The sequence below is a fragment of the Pseudoalteromonas sp. A25 genome (genome assembly GCF_009176705.1).
Lineage (GTDB): Bacteria > Pseudomonadota > Gammaproteobacteria > Enterobacterales > Alteromonadaceae > Pseudoalteromonas.
In genome coordinates this window covers 3,172,063-3,193,104 of the sequence record NZ_AP021846.1, presented here as the reverse complement: position 1 = coordinate 3,193,104, position 21,042 = coordinate 3,172,063, and the positions used below count along the sequence as shown (strand labels likewise).

The 21,042-nt window shown below is 42.3% G+C and carries 18 protein-coding genes and 1 tRNA gene; 11 read left to right on the top strand and 8 right to left on the bottom strand.

The window, feature by feature from the left end; all coding sequences use genetic code 11:
- Positions 1–48: 48 nt before the first annotated feature.
- The 4 genes from dnaG to rsmD form a co-directional block, all read right to left on the bottom strand.
- A complete protein-coding gene (gene dnaG / locus GDK41_RS13770) occupies positions 49–1,788 on the bottom strand; it encodes a DNA primase (protein ID WP_152086949.1) in 1,740 nt (579 codons plus the stop codon).
- 88 nt (positions 1,789–1,876) lie between these two features.
- Complete coding sequence (locus tag GDK41_RS13765) at positions 1,877–2,323, bottom strand: GatB/YqeY domain-containing protein (RefSeq protein WP_152086948.1); 447 nt, start codon at positions 2,321–2,323, stop codon at positions 1,877–1,879.
- A 20-nt stretch (positions 2,324–2,343) separates the two neighbouring features.
- Positions 2,344–2,559, bottom strand: coding sequence for a 30S ribosomal protein S21 (gene rpsU, locus GDK41_RS13760; protein ID WP_010362466.1), 216 nt, complete (start codon positions 2,557–2,559; stop codon positions 2,344–2,346).
- Positions 2,560–2,696: 137 nt separating this feature from the next.
- Positions 2,697–3,287 (bottom strand): 16S rRNA (guanine(966)-N(2))-methyltransferase RsmD, encoded by a 591-nt coding sequence (rsmD, locus tag GDK41_RS13755; RefSeq protein ID WP_152086947.1) that lies wholly within the window; start codon positions 3,285–3,287, stop codon positions 2,697–2,699.
- 230 nt (positions 3,288–3,517) lie between these two features.
- Here rsmD and ftsY point away from each other — a divergent pair, with 230 nt between their 5' ends.
- The 8 genes from ftsY (at position 3,518) to GDK41_RS13710 (ending at position 12,402) form a co-directional block, all read left to right on the top strand.
- On the top strand, positions 3,518–5,083 hold the full coding sequence (gene ftsY / locus GDK41_RS13750; protein WP_152086946.1) for a signal recognition particle-docking protein FtsY: 1,566 nt from the start codon (positions 3,518–3,520) through the stop codon (positions 5,081–5,083).
- Positions 5,084–5,153: 70 nt separating this feature from the next.
- Complete coding sequence (gene ftsE / locus GDK41_RS13745; protein WP_152086945.1) at positions 5,154–5,831, top strand: cell division ATP-binding protein FtsE; 678 nt, start codon at positions 5,154–5,156, stop codon at positions 5,829–5,831.
- On the top strand, positions 5,828–6,814 hold the full coding sequence (ftsX, locus tag GDK41_RS13740; RefSeq protein ID WP_152086944.1) for a permease-like cell division protein FtsX: 987 nt from the start codon (positions 5,828–5,830) through the stop codon (positions 6,812–6,814). Before ftsE ends, ftsX begins: the two co-directional genes overlap by 4 nt.
- Before the next feature lie 277 nt (positions 6,815–7,091).
- Complete coding sequence (gene rpoH, locus GDK41_RS13735) at positions 7,092–7,955, top strand: RNA polymerase sigma factor RpoH (RefSeq protein WP_152086943.1); 864 nt, start codon at positions 7,092–7,094, stop codon at positions 7,953–7,955.
- 165 nt (positions 7,956–8,120) lie between these two features.
- Complete coding sequence (locus tag GDK41_RS13730) at positions 8,121–8,828, top strand: 1-acylglycerol-3-phosphate O-acyltransferase (RefSeq protein WP_442960215.1); 708 nt, start codon at positions 8,121–8,123, stop codon at positions 8,826–8,828.
- Positions 8,806–9,141 (top strand): ribonuclease E inhibitor RraB, encoded by a 336-nt coding sequence (rraB, locus tag GDK41_RS13725; protein WP_152086941.1) that lies wholly within the window; start codon positions 8,806–8,808, stop codon positions 9,139–9,141. Before GDK41_RS13730 ends, rraB begins: the two co-directional genes overlap by 23 nt.
- A gap of 190 nt (positions 9,142–9,331) precedes the next feature.
- Positions 9,332–10,621, top strand: a complete 1,290-nt coding sequence (locus GDK41_RS13720; protein ID WP_152086940.1) for an HD-GYP domain-containing protein — start codon at positions 9,332–9,334, stop codon at positions 10,619–10,621.
- A 515-nt stretch (positions 10,622–11,136) separates the two neighbouring features.
- Positions 11,137–12,402 (top strand): outer membrane protein transport protein, encoded by a 1,266-nt coding sequence (locus GDK41_RS13710; RefSeq protein WP_152086938.1) that lies wholly within the window; start codon positions 11,137–11,139, stop codon positions 12,400–12,402.
- 73 nt (positions 12,403–12,475) lie between these two features.
- Here the strand turns inward: GDK41_RS13710 and GDK41_RS13705 are convergent, their stop codons facing one another.
- From GDK41_RS13705 to pepA, 3 genes are all read right to left on the bottom strand, one after another.
- Positions 12,476–15,322 (bottom strand): valine--tRNA ligase, encoded by a 2,847-nt coding sequence (locus GDK41_RS13705; RefSeq protein WP_152086937.1) that lies wholly within the window; start codon positions 15,320–15,322, stop codon positions 12,476–12,478.
- A gap of 11 nt (positions 15,323–15,333) precedes the next feature.
- A complete protein-coding gene (locus GDK41_RS13700) occupies positions 15,334–15,792 on the bottom strand; it encodes a DNA polymerase III subunit chi (RefSeq protein ID WP_152086936.1) in 459 nt (152 codons plus the stop codon).
- 114 nt (positions 15,793–15,906) lie between these two features.
- Entirely contained in the window at positions 15,907–17,415 is a 1,509-nt protein-coding gene (pepA, locus tag GDK41_RS13695; RefSeq protein WP_152086935.1) for a leucyl aminopeptidase, read from the bottom strand.
- A 196-nt stretch (positions 17,416–17,611) separates the two neighbouring features.
- Here pepA and lptF point away from each other — a divergent pair, with 196 nt between their 5' ends.
- Positions 17,612–18,724: an LPS export ABC transporter permease LptF gene (gene lptF / locus GDK41_RS13690; protein ID WP_152086934.1), complete on the top strand. Its 1,113-nt coding sequence runs from the start codon at positions 17,612–17,614 to the stop codon at positions 18,722–18,724.
- Positions 18,721–19,788: an LPS export ABC transporter permease LptG gene (lptG, locus tag GDK41_RS13685; protein ID WP_152086933.1), complete on the top strand. Its 1,068-nt coding sequence runs from the start codon at positions 18,721–18,723 to the stop codon at positions 19,786–19,788. The genes lptF and lptG overlap by 4 nt, the downstream gene beginning before the upstream one ends.
- A 40-nt stretch (positions 19,789–19,828) precedes the next feature.
- On the opposite strand, the gene GDK41_RS13680 is transcribed toward lptG, so the two are convergent.
- Complete coding sequence (locus GDK41_RS13680; protein WP_152086932.1) at positions 19,829–20,326, bottom strand: RDD family protein; 498 nt, start codon at positions 20,324–20,326, stop codon at positions 19,829–19,831.
- A 271-nt stretch (positions 20,327–20,597) separates the two neighbouring features.
- Here GDK41_RS13680 and GDK41_RS13675 point away from each other — a divergent pair.
- Positions 20,598–20,682, top strand: a tRNA-Leu gene (locus tag GDK41_RS13675).
- The last annotated feature ends 360 nt before the right edge of the window (positions 20,683–21,042 follow it).

Genomic DNA, 21,042 nt, shown 5'->3' with positions numbered 1-21,042 from the left:
CAGTGAATAGAACATTATAACAGCAAAATTTTGTTTTGACTAGTTCTTCTAACGCTTTAGCGCTTGCATCAATAGTGCGCACTCATGCCGTTCCTCGCTGGTTAAGCCCTGTGTTTTGTCTTTTATAAATAAGGTCTCTAACCTAAAATTTAAACACTGATCTTCAATAAATTGAAAAGTATTTTGAAATTCTTGTGTTAAAGCTTGCTCATTGATGTCATGTTGCCAAATGGCGAGTTTTTGTAATGCTTGATACTGAGGTTTGTCTCTAAAATACTCAAGTAATTGTGCTGTTGTGTAACTTGGGTGACTTAGACAAACTGATTGTAATTCCAGCAGTAATTCAATGCCGGGAATATTCATTTGTGCAAGTTCAGGGAGATACTCCACACTGGAAGCTAGGTTAGGATGCTGTATTAACAGACCTATAGCCCTGCGCATGGGGGTGACCTTAAACTTACGCTCAATATTTTTTTGTTGTTTTGGGGTCGCTAGCTTAGTTGAAAGCTGCTCAGTGGTTCTGCCTATTAACCTTGCGAGCTTTTCTAATAGACTTTCTTGATAAAACTCACTGGGTAACTTACTTATTAAAGGTAACGCGTCACTAAGTAATTTAGCTTTACCTGCATCGGTTGTTAAATCACAACTTTGCGATAACTTATCAAACAAGACTTTTGAGAAGTCATCGGCCTGATTTAGGCGCTGCTCGAACGCCGCTTTACCTTCTTTTTGTACTAACGAGTCTGGGTCTTCGCCATCAGGTAAAAATACAAACTGTAATGATTTACCATCTTTTAAATAGGCAAGCGCATGTTCAAGTGCTCGCCATGCGGCATCTTTACCTGCTCTATCCCCATCATAACAGCAGATAACTTTATCTGTTGTTCTGAACAAGGTTTGCATATGCTCGGCTGTTGTTGCAGTTCCCAGAGCTGCTACCGCATAACTTATACCTTGTTCAGCGAGGGCAACCACATCCATATAGCCTTCCACGATAAGAATGCTATCGAGCTTGTCATTCGCTTGTTTTGCCTCAAAAAGCCCGTACAGTTCAAAACCTTTATGGAAAATTCTAGTTTCTGGAGAGTTCAGATATTTTGGTCCTTGGCTGTCTCCCATCACACGGCCACCGAATGCTACAACGCGACCTCGTTTATCTCGGATAGGAAACATTAACCTATCGCGAAAAAAATCAAATTGACGACCAGGTGTTTTTTCAGAAGCCAGTTTTAGTTCTAACAACTGTTGTCTTTGCTGTTGGTTTCTGCCGACTTGTTGGCATAAGGATTCCCATTCAACTGGGGCATAGCCAATCATATACTGCTTAACGGTTTCTCCAGATAAACCTCGACCTTTTACATAATCAATAACTTGACTAGCATTGGCATGATGTTTGAGTTGGTGTTGATAAAATTTAGCGGTTTGCATCATTAAATCATAGTCAGAGCGCTTCTGCTCAACGGTTCGCTCTGGCTTACCTAAGCCTTGTTCACGAGGCACTTCTAGATTTAGAAGACTTGCTAATTCTTCAATCGCGTCGACAAACTCTAGTTTGTCGTACTCCATCATAAATGAAATGGCATTGCCATTGGCGCCACAGCCAAAGCAATGGTAGAACTGTTTGTCTCTTGATACTGTAAAAGATGGGGATTTTTCGTTATGAAAAGGGCAGCATGCTTGATAATCTTTACCAGCTTTTTTTAGTCCAACACGTGCGTCGATCAAGTCGACGATGTCGGTTCTATCCAGTAAATCATCAATAAATTCTCTTGGGATTTTTCCAGCCATACTTATTCTAACGAAGTTCCTTTATGCCTAGACGAAGAAACCGAGCGCTAGGGCTCGGTTCACTTTATCATACAATCTGTATGCGGGGTTATGCGCTTAATCGTTGTTTAATTAAACCTGAAATCTTGCCCATATCGGCACGACCTTCAGCTTTAGACTTGATTACACCCATAACTTTACCCATGTCTTGCATACCTGCTGCGCCGGTATCGGCAATTGCAGTGTCGATTAATGCGATAATTTCTTCTTCAGTCAAAGGCTGAGGTAAGAAAGTTTCTAACACATCAATTTCATTTGCTTCTATTTCAGCTAAATCGTCACGACCAGCGTCTTTGTACTGGGTGAAAGAATCACGGCGTTGTTTAACTAACTTCACTAAAACAGAGGTAATGCCCGCGTCATCTAGTGTTGTTTGATTGTCAATTTCACGCTGTTTAATTTCAGCAAGTACCATGCGGATTGCACCAAGACTAATTTTGTCTTTTGCACGCATGGCATCTTTTTGTGCGTCTTTTAGCTTAGTTAAAAGGCTCATTTATACAAGACCGAAACCGATTAGTATAATTTAACGCGACGTGCGTTTTCGCGAGAAAGCTTCTTCATGTGACGCTTAACCGCTGCAGCTTTTTTGCGCTTACGCTCAGCTGTTGGTTTTTCATAGTGCTCGCGACGACGAACTTCTGAAAGGATACCTGCTTTTTCACATGAACGCTTGAAACGACGAAGTGCTACGTCAAACGGTTCGTTTTCTCTTACTTTAATTACTGGCATTAAAAATTCACCTACCTAATAAATGAGCAATGCTCACGCTGATCAAATATTGATCAAGTGGTTCAAAAATGGTGCGGTATTGTAATCTGAAGCAACACCACATGTAAAGTCTAAATTATAGCTAAATCTACGATGATTTAGTTGTTACGTTGATAAAGTCGGCAAAGGACTTGTCCTGCCTGCTTTTCTTTGAGTATTTGCCAATTGCTAGGGGAGCTCAAGTTGAGCTCTTTTTCTACTTCTACGTAGATTAATGCGTCGTCTGTAAGCCAATTATTTTGTTCTAATAGATCGCAAGTTTGTTGAGCAAGGTTCTGTCGAAAAGGGGGATCGACAAATACGAGGTCAAAGGTAAGGCCGTCTGTATTGTTAGTCAGCACATTAATCGAATTACTATTTAAAACTCGAGCATTGCTTAGCTTGAGTGTATTAATGTTGCTGTGTAATTGTTGAGCTGCTTGGTTATCAAGCTCAATAAAGCAAGCGCTTTTCGCAAACCTTGATAAACACTCAAATCCCAGTCCGCCAGAACCGGCAAAACAATCTAATACGGTCGCGTCTCTGGTATCTTGCATTAACCAATTGAAGACGGTTTCTTTGATTCTATCAGTTGTTGGTCGCAGCCCTGCAACATCTTTTACGGGTAACTTGCGGCCTTTAAATTGACCGCTAATAATACGGATCACGCCATCATTTTGGTGAGGTTTTGCGGGCTTTTTTTTTCTCATATGCGTCATAGATCACAGAATCTTAATATTTTCACTTGGATAAATCGCGGCCGCTACATTTTTCATCCATCAGGAACATGATACACTGCGCGCTAATTTTGAATTTTATTTGACGGTCGTGCGTAAATAAACAGGCACCTTCGTCACTTATCGTGGTTGTCAATTGTAAACAATAAACATTGAAACCTTCATCAGTCTATCAGATTTATTAAATACGGTATTTAGCGAGCATGGGAAAAAAGAACAAATTTCTGTCTTGGTTTGGATTTGGAAAAAAAGAAGCAGAGCAATCTCAGCAACAAACCGAAGCTGAGGAAAATCTCGCTAAAGCACAGGTTGAACAGGCGGCTACAGAGCAAGCTGAACGTGAAGAAGCCGAGCGTCAACGTTTAGCCGCTGAGGCGCAGGCTAAAGCACAAGCAGAGAAAGACGCTGCAGAGCAAGCGGCACGAGAAGAGGCTGAGCGTCAACGTTTAGCCGCTGAGGCGCAGGCCAAAGCACAAGCGGAGAAAGAAGCCGCAGAGCTGGCGGTACGTGAAGACGCCGAGCGTCAACGTTTAGCCGCTGAGGCTGAAGCTAAAGCACAGGCAGAGAAAGACGCTGCAGAGCAAGCGGCACGTGAAGACGCCGAACGTCAACGTTTAGCCGCTGAGGCAGAAGCTAAAGCACAGGCAGAGAAAGACGCTGCAGAGCAAGCGGCACGAGAAGACGCCGAGCGTCAACGTTTAGCCGCCGAAGCAGAAGCTAAAGCACAAGCGGAGAAAGACGCTGCAGAGCAAGCGGCACGAGAAGACGCCGAGCGTCAACGTTTAGCCGCTGAGGCAGAAGCTAAAGCACAGGCAGAGAAAGACGCTGCAGATAAACCTAAAAAGGAAGGCTTTTTCTCACGTTTGAAGAAAGGCTTATTGAAAACGAAAGTTAACCTAGGCTCTGGTATTGCTTCGATTTTCAAAGGTAAGAAAATAGATGATGACTTATTTGAAGAGCTAGAAACCCAGCTATTAACAGCAGATCTTGGTGTTGATACAACAATGAAGTTAATCGACAACCTGACTGATGCCGCAGATCGCAAACAATTAAAAGATGGTGATGCGCTTTATGAATTAATGAAGCAAGAAATGGCTGATATGCTCAAAGAAGCTGAAAAGCCACTGCAGTTACCGGAAAATAAAAAGCCATTTGTAATATTAATGGTGGGTGTAAACGGCGTAGGTAAAACGACTACGATCGGAAAGTTAGCGAAGCAGTTTCAACAACAGGGCAAGTCAGTCATGCTCGCAGCTGGTGATACTTTTAGAGCTGCGGCAGTTGAACAGCTTCAAGTTTGGGGAGAGCGTAATAATATCCCTGTGATAGCACAACATACAGGTGCTGATAGTGCGTCAGTTGTATTTGATGCGTTTCAAGCCGCACAGGCGCGTAATATGGACGTGTTAATTGCCGATACTGCTGGGCGTCTGCAGAACAAAGATAACTTGATGCAAGAGCTAGAAAAAATAGCCCGTGTTATGAAAAAACTTGACCCTGATGCGCCTCATGAAGTGATGTTAACTATTGATGCCGGCACAGGACAAAACGCGATAAGCCAAGTAAACCTATTTAATAAAGCAGTTGGATTAACGGGTATTACACTGACTAAACTTGATGGTACGGCTAAAGGTGGTGTGATTTTCGCTGTCGCTGATAAGTTTCAGATCCCTATTCGTTACATTGGTGTTGGTGAAGGTATTGATGATTTGCGAACATTTAAAAGCGACGATTTCATTGACGCATTATTCAGTAATGATGATGCTTAACTAAGTGAATGTAAGGGAGACAAAGCGCTCCCTTTCTTTGGTCTAAAACACAATTATAAGCAGGCCTAACATGATCAAATTTGACCAAGTCAGCAAAACATATCCAGGTGGTCACAGAGCGCTGGAAAAGGTGAGTTTTGAGCTAGGTAATGGCGAACTTGCTTTTTTAACCGGTCACAGTGGTGCGGGTAAAAGTACTTTATTAAAGTTGATCAGCGTTATGGAGCGCCCCTCGGCAGGACATGTATTTATCAATGGCGTTGATTTAAATAGCGTTAAAAATCGACAGATCCCTTTTGTAAGACGCGATATTGGCATCATTTTTCAAAACCACCGCTTACTTGAGCGTTACAACGTATTCGACAACGTTGCATTACCCCTGGTTATCGAAGGTATGCATCATAAGCATATTGCAAAAAGAGTCCATGCGGCATTAGATAAAGTAGGGCTTTTAGATAAAGTACGTTGCCAGCCTAGTACGTTATCTGGAGGAGAGCAACAGCGCGTGGGAATTGCCAGGGCCATTGTCAATTCTCCACCACTATTACTGGCAGATGAACCAACAGGTAACTTAGACCCTGAGCTATCGATGGAAATTTTGAAACTATTTGAAGATTTTAATCGTCACGGTACAGCAGTACTTATAGCTACACACGATCTTGGGCTTATCGCTAGAATGAAGTATCGTAGTTTGACATTGAGCCATGGCCGTATGAGCCAAGATCCATTAATGGAGGGAGGGCTATGAGTTTGCTATTCAAAAGTCGTGAAGCACAAACGAGTAGTCAAAATAAGTCTTTGTTTTTGCGTATTTACTTTTTTGTACTCACGGTATTCCGTCAAGGGGTAAATAGCTTAGGGGAGATGTGGCGTACACCTATGGCCTCGATGATGACAATTTTGGTTTTGGGGTTAAGTCTCACGCTACCAGCTACCTTATATATAGTGGTAAAAAATGTACAGCAGGTGAGCAGCGGCTTTAACGATGCTGCAGAAATATCTCTTTTTGTAAAAGAGTCAATGAACGAGCAACAAACTCAGACTCTTGTGAAGCGCCTTGCATTATATCCTGAAGTAGCAGATGTGAAATTAATATCTAAATCGCAAGCTTTGGAAGAGTTTAAACGGATCTCGGGCTTTGGACAGGCGCTAGATTATCTAGAAGAGAACCCTTTGCCAAATGTGGTATTGGTTACACCGACTAGTCGTTATAGAAAGCCTCAAGCTGCTCAGCAGTTGCTAGATAAATTAGAAAAGGAACGTGAAGTAGAGTTTGGTAAGCTAGATATTGAATGGTTAGAGCGTTTAAATGCACTCTTAAGTTTATTGAAAGAAAGTGTCGTTACCATCGCTCTGTTATTACTCAGTGCAGTGATCTTGATTATTGGTAACACCATACGCCTATCCATAATGGATAAAAAAGAAGAAATTCAAGTATTAAAACTGGTTGGTGCAACAAACACGTTTATTCACACCCCATTTATATGGACAGGTATATGGTATGGCATTGTTGGTGGATTAGTCGCGTTTATGAGCGTAGCAATGATGCTTTGGTGGTTAGAGTCGGCGGTTTCCATGGTTGCTGGGGTGTATCAAAGTTCATTTGTATTACAGGGCCTTAATTTAAATGAATTGATGATTTTACTGCTTTTGGCGATAACATTAGGATTTGGCGGGTCGTTTTTCTCCGTACATCGTTACATAAAAGATATTGAGCCGGATAAGGTATAACGTCTGGATTTTTGGCACTTACGCTTTCTTTTATTGCTGCTAAGTGCCTGTAAAATGTCACGATTGAGTCATATTAATACGTTAGACTACTATTACTGCTAGCTGTTTTCTACGCCTTTCTTTTATTTTGATCTTATATAAATCAAAAACTTAAGTGTTAGTTTTACAGTGGAAATAAAAAGCTTGCTTTTTATTTAAAAAAAGTATTATATACACATTAGCACTCTTGCTTAAAGAGTGCTAAAATGGACTGAGATATTTATCACTGAGGTGAAAAATGAGTAAAGATTTATACGCATTAGCACTAACCGCTGGACAACAAAGCGCAAGCCTTGATGGCTACTTACAAACTGTAAGTGCTATACCTATGCTTGATGCTGAACAAGAAAAAGTGTTGGCCACCCGTCTTCAGCAAGAAGGGGATTTGGAAGCTGCTAAACAACTCATCGTTTCTCACCTTCGCTTTGTTGCCCATATTGCCAAAAGTTACTCTGGTTACGGTTTACCGCAGGCTGACTTAATTCAAGAAGGTAACATAGGTCTGATGAAGGCTGTTAAACGTTTTAATCCTGATGTCGGTGTTAGACTCGTTTCATTTGCGGTGCACTGGATAAAAGCCGAAATTCATGAGTACGTGTTAAAGAACTGGCGTATTGTTAAGGTTGCAACCACAAAAGCACAGCGTAAACTGTTCTTTAATTTAAGAAAGAATAAAAAGCGTTTGGGCTGGTTTAACCAAGACGAAGTAACCACAGTTGCAAATGAACTTGGCGTGAGTGAAAAAGAAGTACGCGAAATGGAATCACGTATGAGCGGCCAAGATATGGGCTTTGATTTAACATCAGACGATAACGACGACGCACCTGCAAGCAGCTATTCTCCTGTTCAATACTTGACTGATGCAAGTGGTGACTTAGCTGACGTAGTTGAAGAAGAGCAGTGGCAAGAGCAATCACAGACTCGTTTGTTTAATGCCCTTAAAACGTTAGATGAGCGTTCACAAGATATCATCAGTGCGCGTTGGTTAGCTGATGAAAAAGCAACACTACAAGACCTGGCAGAAAAGTATAATGTGTCAGCAGAGCGTGTACGTCAGTTAGAAAAGTCAGCAATGAAAAAGTTACAAGCTGCAATGAGCTAACAAATAATTGAATTTTTTAGAAAAGCCGCTAGTTAGTTAGCGGCTTTTTTATTTTTTGTCGATGAGTGTATTTTTTTGAGCTTACAAGTGTTCGCTATTTTGATTATAATGCGCGTTCGTAAGTGAGGAGAGATGATTTTGTTGGCAATATTACGCATCTTAGCGATGGCATTGTTTATTATTTTTAGCTGTATTTTTGGGTTACTTTTGTGCATCGTAAGGCCATTTCACCCTAACAATGTTCATACAATTGCGAGTTGGTTTGGCAAAATGTCAGCCGTAATTGGTGTGAAATTAGTTGTTTCTCGTCACCCGGATAGTATTAATGTTGGGCCAGCTGTGTATGTGGCTAATCATCAAAATAACTATGATTTATTTACTCTGCCAGCGGTAGTACCCGAAAAAACAGTTAGTATGGGTAAAAAGAGCTTAAAATGGATCCCATTTTTTGGTCAGATGTACTGGCTTTCAGGAAATATTCTGATAAACAGAGGTAATCGTACAAAGGCTGTAGGAACGCTTGGCAAGTCAGCTGAAAAAATTAAGAGTAAAGGTTTGTCTATTTGGATGTTCCCAGAGGGAACGCGCAGTTATGGACAGGGCTTATTACCGTTTAAAACAGGTGCTTTTCATACAGCGATGAATGCGCAAGTCCCTGTTGTACCTGTATGTATGAATAGTACAAACAATTGTATTAAGCTAAACAGGTGGGACAATGGTACAATCTACATTGATATTTTGGCGCCGATTTATTTAGATAAAGAGATCAGTGCCCGTGACCATGCAAAAGCGATACATTCTGTTATGTCGCAACGTATTGCTGAGCTTGATGAAAAGGTAAAAGAGAATAATGGAAAACTGGCGCGAAATTAGTGAAGACATCGTTGAGTCACTTTTAGAAGATGGCTCTGCAACCGATAAGTTGTATGAAGTTGAGCATCATTTTGTATGTGAAGACTTTAAAAAGCTGGAAAACGCAGCGTTAGCGGCGTTTAGGCTTGGTTATGATGTTGAAGACCCCGCTGAACTAGAGCTTGAAGACGGCACTAAAATCTGGGGCTTTGATATAGTCGTAGAAGCTGAGTTAGACGCAGATGTGATCATGGAAGATGTAGATAAACTAGCTGCTTTGGCGCAAGAATATAATGTTGAATATGACGGTTGGGGTACATACTTCCAAGAGTAGTTTGTAGCCAGAGCTCATTTCAACAAACTTAGGTGTATACGCACTGTGTACACCTATCAACCCCACGTTAACCCCGTCAAAATGCCATTTTATCTAATAGTTAATTATTATTTAATGGCCGAAATATAGACTATTAGAGCCGAAAAGTGCTATTAATCGTACCTGTTATCCTTTTTGATATTATCCTACTATGCGCGTGACTCTTCCTATTTCTGAACTCAAGCCTGGTATGTTTGTTGATAGCGTCAACAAACAGCGGGCTGATACGGGTGTTAAAATTAAATCCCGAGGTATGGTAAGAGATCGTGGCATTATCGATAAGCTCACTGCTGAAGGTGTCTTGGAGCTCAATATTGACTTTGATTTGAGCGAAATAGCCATTCCTGATAAGTACCAAAAAGAAGATAAAGCACAGGAAAGTGCCACTGAAGTTGCAAAAATCGATGCCCGAGAACGACGCAGAAGAGCGGGTAAAGCGAGTGAGAAATCCACATCAAAGCGTGTAAAAAAGAAAAAAACCAGCACCGCGGAGGCCACCTCTCTTGAGCGGGAGTTTGAACTAGCTAGTCAAGCCTTTGAACTACACACTAGAAAAGTACAAGTCATGTATGGCGACATTACCTCAGGGCTCAAGGCTGACATCGGGCTGATCAATGAGATAAGTAAAGAGATTGTGGATTCGGTATTACGCAATAGTAATGCGATGGCAATTTTAACACGCTTACAGGATAAGGAAGGTTACAATTGGCGACATATGATTAATTGTGCAATTTTGATCAGTGTGTTTGCCAAGTACCTAGGGTTATCGCAAAGTCTCATTCAACAACTTGCGATGGGGGCCATGTTGCATGATGTCGGACATGCGCGTTTGCCTCAAGGGTTGGTAAATAAAAAAGATAAGCTCAGTGACAACGAATATAAAGCGGTAAAGAAACACGTGGTTCACTCTTTGGGTTTGGTAAAAGGCGAGCAAGGTGTAACTCCTTTAATCATGGATATGATAATTAACCATCATGAACGTCTTGACGGTACCGGCTACCCAAGAGGGCTACAAGGTTCAAAGATAAGCAAAGCTGCTAGGATCATGGCAATCGTTGATGTATATGATGCAATGACATCTGAGCGCCCATATCAACAAGGAGAAGAGCCCGTTCATGCGCTGCGTCACTTGTTAACCAACAAAGATAAGTTTGATCCTGATCTGGTGCAGCGTTTTATAAAATGTCAGGGGGTACACCCTGTAGGGTCAATTGTTAAATTGACGAACGAGCGATTGGCCTTGGTGCTCGCAGGTAATAAACACGCGCCCACAGCACCGAATGTGAGAATTTTCTATAATACTAAACATATGCATCATATAACGGCCAAAGAACTTGATTTAAGTGTACCTGAGCATGATGTTAAAGTGATTGCTAGTATCCGCCCCTTAGATTATCAGATTAATTTATCTCGCCTACTAAAAGATCACCTTTTAGCTTAATGCGTTTGCGCTGTTTTTGGCCACTCAATTTGGCTGATAACGTTGCACCAGTTAGACAGGACAGCGTTAAAATCAACCACAATGCCGTACCTGTGTTTGTGTGTAATGCTAAGCAGCAAAGGAGTAGAGCTATCATTGAGGCGCAGATCCCTGCAAGCCAATAGAAACTAATGGGATTATCACATTGTCCTGCGCGCTGGCAGGCGCAATAGGAGGCTTTACACCAACAATAAACGCTGGCTCCTGAAAAAAACAAAGCACTCAATACCAGTAATAACATGTCCTTCCTACTTGTCGTTCAACCTTTATGCAGAAGTCTAAGGAAGTCACGCTTTTCTGTCAATACAAATGAGAATTAATTCTATTTGTGGGGTTGTAGATAAGTGTGAAAATTAAGCGATGATGTAAAATTGTTCGATTGATTAGAGTATTATCTCGAATTTGCAGCTTTTTGAGTTCGTTTTCGGTAGTGTGTGCGGGTTTTAAAAATGTGACTGTACACATGGGATTGAAAAATGTCTGTATTTAAGAAAACTGTATTAGCATCAAGCTTGATGTTTGTTTCTTCACAAGCCTGCGCAGCTGCGTTTCAACTGGCGGAGCAAAATGTTTCAGGGTTAGGGCGTGCCTATGCTGGTGAAGCGTCTGCGGCCGATGATGCATCTGTAGTAGCACGTAACCCCGCTTTAATGAGCCAGTTTGATAGTGCTCAGCTGAGTATTGGCGCGATGTTTGTTGAACCTGATGTTAGCCTTCGTGGAATATCAACAAACAATGGTATGGATGCCGGTGTACTTGATGACTCAAGTATCGCGCCAAGTGCAATTGTACCGGCTGTTTATTATACAACGCCGGTTGCAGAAAATCTGTCAATTGGCATGGGTGTTTTCTCACAATTTGGGTTAGCAACTAAATTTGCCAAAGACTATGCCGCAGGCCAACTTGCCGGTGAAACAGAAATCGTGACTGTGAACACCAATGTGAGTGCTGCGTACCAAGTATCTGAAGCGCTGAGCGTTGCTTTGGGTGTTAATTACGTATACGCAGACGCCAAAATTGAGCGTACTTTTGGTGCTTCTTCGTTGCCTGTGCCTGCGCAAACTCAAGCGGTACACCTTGAAGGTGATGACAGCGGTTATGGCTGGAATATCGGTTTAAGCTACCAGCTAGATGGTAACAGTCGCTTTGGGTTTCATTATCGCAGTGAAACAGATATTCGCTTTGCAGGGGAGTTTAGCAATCAGTTACCCGCAGGAGCGCCATTTTACGGCACTCAAGGCAAAGCTTTACCTGGCTTTGTTGAGCTGACCTTACCAGCGATAGCGGAGTTTTCTGGGTCTCATTTAGTGGATGAGCAAAGCACGCTACACTACAGTGTACTGTGGACAGGTTGGAGTAGCTTTAAAACGCTTGCGGCACAAGTTGAAGGTCGTGGCACGGTATTTAGTAAAGACGAAAACTTTTCTAACTCACTGCGTTATTCAATCGGGATGGAGCATCAATATAATTCAATGCTGAAGTTAAGAGCGGGGATCGCCTATGATGAATCTCCTGCGGATGAATTTCACCTTTCAATCTCAATTCCAGATACAGACCGTATGTGGTATTCATTGGGAGCTGAATATCGCGTTGGTAAACAAAGTTCAGTTGATTTTGGCTTGAGTATTTTACGAGGTAAAACACAAAATTTTATCGAGAGGGATAATTTGGGTCAGGCTTGGGGCTTTGAATCAAAAGGTCATGCAACCGTTGCAGGTATTCAATATAACCTAAGTTTTTAATCTGTCTTTCGGCTAATTACGGCTTGTAATTAAAAAGGGCGCATCGTGCGCCCTTTTTTGTGCAGCTTGATAATTATAAGCTTTCTATTTTAGCTTTTTGCTCTAGCAACTTAGCTTTAGCATCAGTGAATTCAGCAAGCTTTTCTTTCTCTTTTGCCAGTACTGCCTCAGGTGCATTATTAACAAACTTTTCATTTGCGAGCTTTTTCTCAACTTGCTCTAAACCTTTTTGTGCTTTTTCAAGCTGTTTAGCGATACGTGCAAGCTCCGCTTCAACATCAATCAGGCCAGCCATTGGGATCATGATCTCAAGGTTGCCGACAAATGCTGTTGCACTTGCTGGGGCTTCTTCAGTGCCGTTTAGCACTTTAAAGCTCTCAAGTTTAGCCAGTGCACTTAAGAACGCTTTATTCTCCTCTAAGCGACGCAAGTCTTGTTCATCGGCCTTTGCAAGCAACACATTAAGTGGTTTGTTTGGACTAATGTCCATTTCACCACGAATATTACGGATGGCTAGAATAAACTGCTTAACCCACTCAAGATCTGCCATTGCGGTTTCATCTACTTGGCTTTGATCAAACTCTGGGAAGCGCTCTAGCATGATGGTTTGCGCATCAATGTTTGCAAGTGGTGCTACACGCTTCCAGATAGTTTCTGTGATGTATGGCATAAGCGGATGCATCAAACGCAATAAGCCTTCAAGCACCGTGATCAGAGTATGGCGTGTACCACGTTGCTGCTGCTCATTCCCCTTAAATAGGATAGGTTTAGTAAGCTCCAGGTACCAGTCACAGAATTGGTTCCAAGTAAATTCGTAGATAGTATTAGCCGCTAAGTCAAAGCGATAGTTATCTAGGTGTTCACTATAGGTTTTCACTGTGCTTTGGAACTGACCTAAGATCCAGCGATCAGCCAATGAATATACTTTTTCGCCACCATTAAAACCACAATCTTGTTCTTCGGTGTTCATCAGTACGTAACGGCTTGCATTCCAAAGCTTATTACAGAAGTTACGGTAACCTTCAAGGCGGTTCATATCCCAGTTGATATCACGACCCGTTGATGCCATTGCTGCTAATGTAAAGCGCAATGCGTCTGTACCGTGAGGTTCAATGCCCTCAGCAAAAGTTTTACGGGTGTTCTTTTCAATCTTTTTAGCCAGTTGCGGTTGCATCATGTTGCCAGTGCGTTTTTCAACGAGGCTTTCAAGGTCGATACCGTCGATCATATCTAGTGGATCTAGCACGTTACCTTTAGATTTAGACATCTTATCGCCATTTTCATCGCGAATAAGACCTGTTACATACACCGTTTTAAATGGTACTTGTGGTTTGCCATTTTCGTCTTTGATGAAGTGCATGGTCATCATGATCATGCGAGCTACCCAGAAGAAAATAATATCAAAGCCCGTCACCAAAGTGTCTGATGGGTGGAATACCTTTAAGTCATCGGTGTTTTGTGGCCAGCCTTGCGTTGAGAAAGTCCAAAGTGCAGACGAAAACCAGGTATCAAGTACGTCTTCATCTTGGCTTAGAGTAACATCATCGGCGATGTTGTTATCACGGCGAACTTCCGCTTCATCACGCCCTACATAGACATTGCCTTGGGCATCGTACCAAGCTGGGATACGGTGTCCCCACCAAAGTTGGCGAGAAATACACCAGTCTTGTACATCACGCATCCAAGAAAAATACATGTTTTCGTATTGCTTTGGTACAAATTGGATTTCGCCATTTTCAACAGCTTCGGTGGCAACTTTAGCCAGTGGTGCAACACGTACATACCACTGATCAGTTAACAGTGGCTCAATTACAACGCCAGAGCGGTCGCCGTAAGGTACGGTTAAGCTATGATCATCAATTTTTTCTAACAGACCAGCTTGCTCGAATTCGTCAACAACGAGTTTACGCGCTTCAAAACGGTCGAGGCCATGGAATCGCTCAGGAATAGGTGCGTCAAGCTCAAGCGGCTTACCATCAAAAGTATATGTTTCACCAACGCTTAGAATCGCTGCATCTTTATTGAATACGTTGATCATTGGTAGCTCATGGCGCTTACCAACTTCATTATCATTGAAATCGTGAGCAGGGGTGATTTTTACACAGCCCGTCCCTTTTTCCATATCAGCATGTTCATCTGCTACGATAGGAATACGACGATTAACAATTGGTAGTAAGATTTCTTTACCGATCAGATTTTGATAACGCTCATCATCAGGGTTGACTGCTACGCCTGTGTCACCCAACATGGTTTCTGGGCGCGTTGTTGCAACTACGATGTAATCTTTGCCGTCTAAGGTTTTAACACCGTCAGCAAGAGGGTAGCGCAAGTTCCACATATGGCCTTGCTTGTCTTTGTTCTCAACTTCTAAATCTGAAATTGCAGTGTGTAATTTTGGATCCCAGTTTACTAAGCGTTTACCGCGGTAAATGAGGTTTTCTTTATGAAGGCGAACGAATACTTCTTTAACAGCCTCGGATAAACCTTCATCCATTGTAAAGCGTTCACGTTCCCAATCTACCGAAGCGCCTAAACGGCGAAGTTGTTTGGTGATAGTACCGCCAGATTGGTTTTTCCACTGCCAGATTTTATCGATAAACGCATCACGTCCTAAATCATGACGGGTTTTATCTTCTTCAGCTGCTAGCTTACGCTCAACAACCATTTGTGTCGCGATACCAGCGTGGTCAGTACCAACTTGCCATAAAGTATTGTTACCTTTCATGCGCTTGTAGCGAATGAGTGTGTCCATGATAGTGTCTTGGAACGCGTGGCCCATGTGTAGGCTACCTGTGACATTCGGCGGTGGGATCATGATTGAATATGCATCGCCTTTGCCCGATGGCTTGAAGTAGCCATTCTCTTCCCAGTCTTGATATAAAGACTGTTCTATATCTTGTGGATTATAGGTTTTATCCATTTCACAGAACCTTAATAAATACTTTTGTTTGCAATTTCTTTGGTTGAAATACTGGCGCCAAGTTGGCGTAGGTGCTTAAACCGTTCGCGTGCTGCTTGAGTTGCCTCAGGCTCACTCGGTACAAAATCATAAATCTGTACAAAGCGTCGGATAAAGTCCGGTAGCCTAGTCGCCAAATTGATGAGTACTGTTCGCCTACCAACGGGAGGTGTTTGACCAATCTCTACTGGTGCTCCCCCTTTTGGGCCTTCACCTTGTAGGTTGTGGGGCACAAAGCTGTCAGCTTCAAAACACCATAAATGCTCGTCAATAGCATGGGCATCTTCAACGTTATCAACATAGATAAATACGCGTTGACCTGCTCTATACTGTGCAGCTGCCGTGCGAGCTGCTAGATCAAAATGAGCCGGTAGTTTAGCATCCGGCTCATTGTCATGCTTTAACACATAGAATTGTGCATTGATGGTCATGGCGTTGACTTCATAATGGGCGGTTATTCTGTATTACTACAGGCAAAACTCAGCGTTCAAAATAAAGCCGCATTTTGACACAGAAACCCCATGCCATCAATCAATCTGGCTAGGTTAATCTTGCTGTGCGTCACTCACGTTAACGCGATTTAACAAGTATTGGGTTAACATTGGTACAGGTCGCCCTGTTGCGCCTTTGTTTTTGCCACTGCGCCAAGCTGTACCTGCGATATCTAGGTGTGCCCAGTTATACTTTTTAGTGAACTTAGATAAAAAGCATGCGGCAGTGATGGTACCTGCTGCACGGCCCCCTAAATTGGTAAAATCAGCAAACGGGCTTTCCAGCTGCTCTTGATAGTCATCCCATAAAGGCAGTTGCCATGCTCTGTCGCCACTTTGTTCACCCGCTTTAAGTAAGTCGTGTGCCAAAGGGTTATGCGTTGATAAAAGCCCTGTTGCATGGGCACCTAGGGCAACAATACAAGCACCTGTTAATGTGGCCACATCGACTACTGTCTCTGGTTCAAAAGCTTCTACATATGTGAGTGCATCACACAGTACTAAACGGCCTTCGGCGTCAGTATTTAACACCTCAACAGTTTGACCTGACATGGTAGTGAGTATGTCGCCCGGGCGATAAGCGTTTGAGCTGGGCATATTTTCACAACCAGCCAGCACGCCAATAACATTGATAGGAAGTTGCATTTCTACCAATGAGCGCATTAAACCTAATACGCCCGCAGCACCGCCCATGTCGTATTTCATCTCATCCATGGCTTCGCCTGGCTTGAGTGAGATACCACCAGAATCAAAAGTCAGGCCTTTACCTACAAATACGATAGGCGCTTGTTCATCAGTGCCGCCGTTGTAATGAATAACCGACATAACCGACTCATTAGCGCTGCCTCGTCCAACGGCCAGGTAAGAGTGCATGCCTAGCTCTTCCATTTCTTTTTCACCAACAAGGTTAACAGAAACGTTGTCGAACTCTTCTAATGCTTTTGCCTGCTCACCTAAATAGCGAGGGTTACAGATATTAGGCGGCATATTTGCTACGTCTTTACACAGCTTTGCACCAGCGGCAATCGCTAAGCCATGCTCAATAGCAGATTCACCAATCGTTAATTCACGACGTGTAGGTACATTAAAAACGATTTTACGCAGTGGGCGGCGAGGATCGACTTTTTTACTTTTTAACTGGTTAAATGTATATAAGCAATCTTGAGTAGTTTCAACTGCTTGGCGAACTTTCCAATAGGTATCTCGTCCTTTAACGTGCTGCTCTGTTAAAAAGCAAACTGCTTCCATTGAGCCTGTGTCGTTGAGGGTATTGATGGTTTTTGAAATGATTTGCTTATATTGCTTGTCGTCTAATTCTCTTTCTTTACCACAACCAACCAAAAGTACACGTTCACTGAGTACATTAGGAACATGATGCAGTAATAATACTTGACCTGGTTTACCCTCTAGATCACCACGACGTAATAAATTTGAGATGTAACCATCACTGATCTTATCCAGCTGTTCACCGATGGGAGATAAACGGCGAGGCTCATATACACCAACTACGATGCAGGCACTGCGTTGTTTCTCTGGGCTACCACTTTTTACGCTGAATTCCATTGCGACTCCTGAGTCTAAAGTTATGTCTTTTTGAACTTTATGCCGAAGTGACTATCAATACCATTAATGCGTTATTATATCTGACTGTTGGTATGATAATTAAATTTGATGGCATATAATAAACTGACTAAAATAACCAGTTTACTCAAAATTTCCCACTATTCCAGTGAAACACGAAGTTTTATAGGGGCAAACATTGCTAATCTTTCGTTATTTAACTGCTGAGGTATTAAAATCGCAAATCGCCGTGTTTCTCACGTTGATGACGATTTTTCTCTCGCAAAAGTTTGTTCGGATCTTAAGTGATGCGTCAGACGGTGACTTGCCAGCAAAGCTGGTGGCATCGGTGTTGATGCTCAAACTCCCCCAATTGGCAGTCTATATTTTACCGCTAAGTTTGTTTTTAGGGATTATTCTAGCGTACAGCCGTGTATATGCTGATAGTGAAATGACAGTATTAAGAGCATGTGGTGTCAGCGAGTGGTATGTGGTTCGAGTAACCTTGGTATCAAGTGCCGTTTTTGCTGTGTTAGCCGGGGTGATTAGTTTATATGTTGCGCCATGGGCATCTGAAAAAGAATATCAATTAAAAGAGCAAGCTGAAGCTGAATCAGGGCTGTCTGCGCTAAGAGCTGGGCGATTTCAACAAACAGGTAACGAGAAAGCCGTGGTGTTTGTTCATAATATCCTTGAGCAGGGCAAAGAGCTGGATAAAGTTTTCGTTGCTCAACTTCCCAATAAAGATTCAAATCAAGCAGCACGTATTGTTTATGCTCAAAAAGGTCGCGTTATTGAGCAAGAAAGTGGTGAGCAACAGTTAGTGTTGAACGAAGGCAAGCGCTATGAAACCGATGGCTTGAGTCAAGCATTGAGCAAAACCGAATTTGCCAGTTATCAAGTACAAATACGTGAGCAAATTATTGAACATCAGCGACGTAAATTAGAAGCAATACCCACTTTACAGCTACTTGAAATGAACACTCCCCAAGCTGCTGCACAGTTGCAATTGCGTTTATCAGTGCCCATTTCAATTGTTTTACTAACCTTACTCGCTGTGCCACTTAGTGTGGTGAACCCTCGTCAAGGTAAGTTTGCCAAACTTGTGCCAGCCATTAGTCTCTATCTTGGTTATTTTATTTTATTAAACGCAGGCAAGTTTTTGGTGGCCGAAGGCAAGCTCCCTCCTGCGGTTGGGCTTTGGTGGATCCACTTAAGTATCTTATTTATAGGCGCTTACTTGATTGCTAAAGGGCGTCCATTTGGCGTTTGGGTGCGTTCACTGCTAACTAAACGGGCGTCGCTTGCATGATGAAAACTCTCGATTGGTATTTAGGTAGAAGTATTTTGCAAACCACCGGGTTTGCACTGCTGGTATTTGTAGGAATAAACACTTTAATCAAGTACATAGAACAGCTTAAGTCGGTAGGGCGTGGTAGTTACGATATGACTGACGCTATGTTGTACACCTTGTACAGCATGCCTGCTGATATCGTTGTATTTTTCCCAATGGCTGCGCTTATTGGTGGTCTAACCGGGTTGGGGGCTTTGGCTTCTAGTAGCGAGTTGGTTGTGATGCAAGCTGCAGGTATGTCGCGTTTACAAATAATTGGCTCAGTAATGAAAACGGCGATTGTACTTGCGCTGTGCATGATGGCCTTGGGTGAATGGGGCGTTCCACAAGCAGAGAAAGCAGCTAAGCAACTAAGAAATAATGCCATTTTTGGTGGAGAAGTGTTTAATGCCCAAAAAGGGGTTTGGGCTAAAGATGGCAATAATTTTATTAATATCGGCAATATTGAAAAGTCTGGCGACCTTAAAGATGTAAGCATTTACTATTTTGATGACGATTTAGCACTCAGTAAAGTGATGCGGGTAGAGCATGGGAAAAGCGTACCACAAGGGTGGATCTTTAATGGCATTGAAGAAGTGACCTTAAGCGAAGATAAAATAACCACCCACTATCGGGAATCGCAAATCTATAACTCACAACTTACGGCAGAGAAGTTAGACGTGGTATCTGTTGACCCTGAGTCCCTGTCATTCAGAGGTATTTGGTCTTACTTGTCTTATCTTGAGCAAAATGATCAAGATACCAGCAGTTATGATTTAGCCTTGTGGCGCAAGGTGATGCAACCGCTTACCATTGCAGTGATGCTGCTGGTTGCTTTGTCTTTTATTTTTGGTCCACTGCGTTCTGTGAGTATGGGAGCTCGGATAATTATGGGCGTGATCACGGGGCTTGCGTTTCATTTGAGCAATGAGATATTTGGTCCAATTGTTATGGTGTATAACGTGCCTGCGGTGGTGGGCGCAATGATGCCTAGTGTTTTATTTGTTGTGGTCGCCAGTTATCTATTAAAGCGCAAACAATAAGCTTTATAAGCCCAGCCAAGGTCGGCTGGGCTTATCCATGTTAGTCTAAGCTGTTATACACTCTTTTATTCTCTTCTTTACTTAAAACAATCACTTCGGTTTTGCACAATAAGTCTTGTAAGGCTCGCTTCTTTTTAAAGTCAATGAGCACCAACAAGTTACCTAAACCGCATAATGCACATAAGCTTCTTAGTACGGCTGTAGGCCAAGGTAATAATTCACCGCAGTGGGTTTGAACTCTTAGGCGCCAAGCCCGCATACCGATAGTTTGGCCACTTTTGGTCCAAAAGTAGGCAAAGAACAAAATACTAACCAACACCAGTAAACCTGCGCGAATGCCGTATAGAATGGGGGAGTCTTGAATGTAAGCCGATACGTCGGGATGCTCCCCAATCGTTAATAGACCAACAGAAATAAGACCTTGTACCAGTAGAAGGTAGAGAACGGTTGTAAGCATTGCAAAAGCAATAACAACTAACCCATCGTAAATTAACGAAGCGAACCGACGCAAGAAACCAGCTTTAGTGATTTGTGACATGTGTAAACTCTTATGCAAAACAAACAAGACTAATTATTTTGTATTTTACACAACCAAACAAGCAATGGCGAAAATCATTATAAATAGTAGATTTATGGCTGCTTTGTACAAATACCAAGCAGTTGAGGTGGGATAGTTAAAAAATTGCTTGCCCAGTGAAGTGATGTTTGTATAATGCAAAGCATAGAGACGAAGGCATGATAAATAAAGCCCTAGCTCAAAGTGGTTTTTCTTTATTTTCTCTTGTTTTAGAAGATGAAAGAAAAATTATGCCAGTGTGATGGAATTGGTAGACATGACGGATTCAAAATCCGTTGCCTTCGGGCGTGGCGGTTCAAGTCCGCCCACTGGTACCACTTTTTATGACCCTAGCCATATGGCTAGGGTTTTTTTATGTCTCAAACTCCCCCAGAAATAATTACTCGCATTTTACTTGTAAGCGTTACTTTGCCGTGCGGTGGTGCTCAAATGTAGGTCCGACAAAAAATTAACCATCAAATTTTGGAAGTACTCTCATTTCTCATCCAAAAGTCAAAAGATGAAGCCAATCTTTAGTTTTGCATGCAAGTTTTGTATGTGAACGGCTTATTTAAAAGCTTTGTAGGGGCCTTAGGTTCATGTTTATCACTATGACTCATTTGTATTTTTATGACGCTAACTTTTATCCGAGCGAAATAATGAACCCAGCAAAGCGCTAGGTTCATTATTTCGTATAG

Coding starts and splice junctions, on each gene's coding strand:
- GDK41_RS13680 (WP_152086932.1), bottom strand. CDS start 20,326: ATGTCACAAATCACTAAAGCTGGTTTCTTGCGTCGGTTCGCTTCGTTA.
- GDK41_RS13705 (WP_152086937.1), bottom strand. CDS start 15,322: ATGGATAAAACCTATAATCCACAAGATATAGAACAGTCTTTATATCAA.
- pepA (WP_152086935.1), bottom strand. CDS start 17,415: ATGGAATTCAGCGTAAAAAGTGGTAGCCCAGAGAAACAACGCAGTGCC.
- GDK41_RS13710 (WP_152086938.1), top strand. CDS start 11,137: ATGTCTGTATTTAAGAAAACTGTATTAGCATCAAGCTTGATGTTTGTT.
- ftsX (WP_152086944.1), top strand. CDS start 5,828: ATGAGTTTGCTATTCAAAAGTCGTGAAGCACAAACGAGTAGTCAAAAT.
- ftsE (WP_152086945.1), top strand. CDS start 5,154: ATGATCAAATTTGACCAAGTCAGCAAAACATATCCAGGTGGTCACAGA.
- rpsU (WP_010362466.1), bottom strand. CDS start 2,559: ATGCCAGTAATTAAAGTAAGAGAAAACGAACCGTTTGACGTAGCACTT.
- GDK41_RS13765 (WP_152086948.1), bottom strand. CDS start 2,323: ATGAGCCTTTTAACTAAGCTAAAAGACGCACAAAAAGATGCCATGCGT.
- GDK41_RS13720 (WP_152086940.1), top strand. CDS start 9,332: ATGCGCGTGACTCTTCCTATTTCTGAACTCAAGCCTGGTATGTTTGTT.
- lptG (WP_152086933.1), top strand. CDS start 18,721: ATGATGAAAACTCTCGATTGGTATTTAGGTAGAAGTATTTTGCAAACC.
- rpoH (WP_152086943.1), top strand. CDS start 7,092: ATGAGTAAAGATTTATACGCATTAGCACTAACCGCTGGACAACAAAGC.
- GDK41_RS13700 (WP_152086936.1), bottom strand. CDS start 15,792: ATGACCATCAATGCACAATTCTATGTGTTAAAGCATGACAATGAGCCG.
- GDK41_RS13730 (WP_442960215.1), top strand. CDS start 8,121: ATGGCATTGTTTATTATTTTTAGCTGTATTTTTGGGTTACTTTTGTGC.
- ftsY (WP_152086946.1), top strand. CDS start 3,518: ATGGGAAAAAAGAACAAATTTCTGTCTTGGTTTGGATTTGGAAAAAAA.
- dnaG (WP_152086949.1), bottom strand. CDS start 1,788: ATGGCTGGAAAAATCCCAAGAGAATTTATTGATGATTTACTGGATAGA.
- rraB (WP_152086941.1), top strand. CDS start 8,806: ATGGAAAACTGGCGCGAAATTAGTGAAGACATCGTTGAGTCACTTTTA.
- rsmD (WP_152086947.1), bottom strand. CDS start 3,287: ATGAGAAAAAAAAAGCCCGCAAAACCTCACCAAAATGATGGCGTGATC.